This is a genomic window from Hydrocoleum sp. CS-953, assembly GCF_002260545.1.
GTDB lineage: Bacteria > Cyanobacteriota > Cyanobacteriia > Cyanobacteriales > Microcoleaceae > Trichodesmium.
The window spans coordinates 1-3,721 of the sequence record NZ_LGSU01000580.1 but is presented as its reverse complement, the minus strand read 5'-3'; the positions used below and the strand labels follow the sequence as shown (position 1 = coordinate 3,721).

The 3,721-nt window shown below is 39.3% G+C and carries 2 protein-coding genes and 1 pseudogene; all 3 read right to left on the bottom strand.

Annotated elements, in window-relative coordinates:
- Positions 1-256 precede the first annotated feature (256 nt).
- Positions 257-841: pseudogene (locus AFK68_RS44395) on the bottom strand (ATP-binding cassette domain-containing protein); the annotation flags it as partial.
- A gap of 1 nt (position 842) precedes the next feature.
- Positions 843-2,126 (bottom strand): peptidase domain-containing ABC transporter (locus tag AFK68_RS34615; RefSeq protein ID WP_371357258.1); only part of this gene is annotated, 1,284 nt, incomplete at its 3' end.
- Between the two features lie 9 nt (positions 2,127-2,135).
- A partial coding sequence (locus AFK68_RS44390) for a cysteine peptidase family C39 domain-containing protein (protein ID WP_371357257.1) occupies positions 2,136-3,640 on the bottom strand: 1,505 nt, incomplete at its 3' end.
- Positions 3,641-3,721 lie beyond the last annotated feature (81 nt).

Genomic DNA, 3,721 nt, shown 5'->3' with positions numbered 1-3,721 from the left:
AATATAAGTAATAGTTTAAGTTTTTTTATCTATGTAAAAATTTTCCACAAACTCTTCATAATTTTATATCTACAATTCTTAATTTTTTCGGATTTCAAAAATAGATTGACCGTGAGAAATATATCTTTTAAGATTAATTTATCTTTGAATAATTAGTAAAGTAAACGGATAAAAGTCGATCGACTTTCAGAAATAAATGTAACACATATTTACATAAATTCAGTATTTACTCGGTGTGTTATTACCATTTTTAGAATTAAAGGTCAAGCTGTTGTTGGGCTAAGTGATAATACAACCCACCAAGAGCTATCAATTCCTCATGAGTACCTTGCTCCAACAAAATTCCTTTATCTATAACTAAAATTTGGTCGGCATTTCTGACCGTAGATAGACGATGAGCAATAATAAAAGTAGTCCGATCCCGACTAATCCTGGCTAAATTCTCCTGAAACCTCCGCTCTGAGTCAGTATCCAAAGAGCTAGTCGCCTCATCCAAAATCACAATTCGAGGGTCACCCAATAAAGCGCGGGCGATCGCCACCCGTTGACGTTGCCCCCCTGATAGAGACGAGCCCCGCTCGCCCACTTTAGTGTTATATCCCAAAGGCATATCCTGAATAAAACTATGAGCCTCTGCCAGTTTTGCCACCTCTATCACCTCTGATAAAGGTACATCATCACCATACATACTAATATTTTCCACAATAGTCCCCGAAAACAAAAAACAGTCTTGAGGCACAACACCAAGTTGCGATCGCAAAGACGGAGGCGAAACATTACGAATATCATGGCCATCAATTAAAATTCGCCCACTGTTGGGATAATACAAACTCTGCAACAANAAAACTATGAGCCTCTGCCAGTTTTGCCACCTCTATCACCTCTGATAAAGGTACATCATCACCATACATACTAATATTTTCCACAATAGTCCCCGAAAACAAAAAACAGTCTTGAGGCACAACACCAAGTTGCGATCGCAAAGACGGAGGCGAAACATTACGAATATCATGGCCATCAATTAAAATTCGCCCACTGTTGGGATAATACAAACTCTGCAACAACTTCACCAAGGTACTTTTACCAGACCCACTGCGCCCCACAATAGCAATAGTCTGCCCCGCTCTGGCATCAAAAGAAATATTCTGAAGTGTATTCCTCTCCTGGTCTTCATCATAACGAAAGGTAACATTCTCAAACTTCACATCTCCCCGTAACCGTGGCAACGCGAACATTTCCTTGCCAGGTATCTCTTCAGGTTCTGCTCCCAACACATCATTCAACCTTTCCACAGAAATCCAAATCTCCTGCAACTCATCCCACAGATTCACTAACACCATAAACGGGGTAATCACCTTACCAATCATCATATTAAAAGCCACATACTGACCAATACTCAGTTCCCCCTGAATCACCGAAAAACATCCAAACCAGAGTAAAACTGTACTACCAATACTATTAATTAACCCATTGCTAAACTGTAAAAGATTTCCCAACTTTTGGGCCTTAAAACCAACATTCAGAGACTTAGTTAAATCCTCTTCCCACCGCCAGCGTAACTCCTTTTCAGTTGCCGTAGCTTTGATTGTAGATACTCCGGTCATCATTTCCACCAAAGATGAATTTTGATCTGCGGCAGCATTAAAAACTTCCCGCGACACCTTGCGCAAAAAAGGAGTAGCAACCAAAGTTAAAATAGCTATCGGTGGAATCAAGGCCAAGACCAATAAAGTTAACTTTGGGTTGTAATAAAACATCAATCCCAAATAAACCATCCCGGTGAGAAAATCTAACCAAGACATCACCACCTGACGAATCAGAAAACGTTGAATTTTCTGATTTTCTTGAACCCTGGTAATAATGTCACCCACCCTCCGAGATTCAAAAAATTTCATCGGTAATCTCAAAGCGTGACTGATAAAACCAGAAACCATAGTCAGATCAACTCGATTGGAAAAATACTGAAGTAAATATTGTCTGGTTATTCCCAGGGCAAGACCTCCAATTCCAAACATTAAACTCCCTAAAGCAAAAATATTGAGGGCACTGAGACTTTTGTTAACAACTACTTGGTCAAGAATAACTTGGGTAAAGAAGGGTGTGACGAGGCCAAATACTTGAATCAATACAGACANAAACCAGAAACCATAGTCAGATCAACTCGATTGGAAAAATACTGAAGTAAATATTGTCTGGTTATTCCCAGGGCAAGACCTCCAATTCCAAACATTAAACTCCCTAAAGCAAAAATATTGAGGGCACTGAGACTTTTGTTAACAACTACTTGGTCAAGAATAACTTGGGTAAAGAAGGGTGTGACGAGGCCAAATACTTGAATCAATACAGACATCAGAATAATTTGCAGGATAGTATTGCGATATGGCCACAAAACATTGAAGAAATTGCCTAGAGATACTTTACCTGTTTCAGCATTTCGTAATTCTTGAGTAGGCTGCAATAGCAGGGCGTAACCACTCCAACTTCCCAGAAATTCTGAACGACTTAACCATTTTTTGCCCATTGCTGGGTCTGCAATTAAAACTTGTTTACCTTTTACTTTGTAGACAACCACATAGTGCATTCCTTCCCAGTGAGCAAACCAAGGATCTGTTTGCTCTTCTAGACGACTTAGAGATGCTCGTACAGGTCTAGATTGAAATCCTAGACTTTCTGCTGCTTTAGCGAGATTTTTGAGGGAAGCACCGGAGCGCCCCACATTCGACAAGTTTCGTAGTTGGTTAATACTGAAGCGTTTACCCCAATATTGGCTAATCATAGCTAAACAAGCTGCCCCACAATCTGAGGATGATTGCTGGAAAATCATTGGATAGTGGGCAAAAATATCCAGCACTCGGCGGTTAATTGGTTTTGGAAAAAGAACTTTGTTTTCTTTGGGTGGGGACTGAGATTTTTCTGGGGTTGGCTCTGGGGTATTGGCAGTGGTGATTTGTGGAGAATGGATGGTGACTGATTTCTTCAGAGGAGTTTTATTTGGGTTCGTTAATAAGGATGTAAGTTCATCCCATTGTTGTTTAGGTAGTTTGTAAAGTGATAGTTGTGTTTCTGCTTGCCAGTCTGTAGGTGTTTTTTCAGGATAACCCCAACTGGGAAAGGTTGGTATTTCAGTTTCGGTTGTAGAAATTTGACCACCATTTAGCCAATAATGTGCGGTTTCCCCTGGAGTTACTGTTGTGAGTTTTTCTCCTGCGGGTATTTGTATTTGCTGAAAGTGGGGCAATATGGGACGTAGTTGATGACTTGGGAGCGATCGCCATTCTGTGCAAGTTTTAAGAAAGATTTGGCATTGTCGTTGTTGTGTTTGTTCCTGTAGGTTTTGTTCCAGTTGGGGTAGTTTTTTGAGTAATGGTTGTAGTTTGGTCAGGTCAATTTTTGCTATTTGGCCTTGACTGGCAGCGATCGCCCGATAAAGTTTGATATTGTCTGCGAATAAATGGTCTCCACCAAATATTTTTCCTGTTTCTAAAACATCTACTGGTATTTCTTCTTGTTGTTCTGAGTCAAAAGCTAAAATTCTTACTCTACCTTCGCATACTAGATAAATAAAATTATTAATCCCAAATTCATTTTTAATTAACTCATCACCAAGGTTAAATTTATTGGTCTGAGAATTTTTTATCAACTCAGAAGCTATAGTAGTATCTATTTGCTGCTTTATTAATTTTTCTAAAATAGTTACTATAATTGCTGAGTTTTCCTGTGT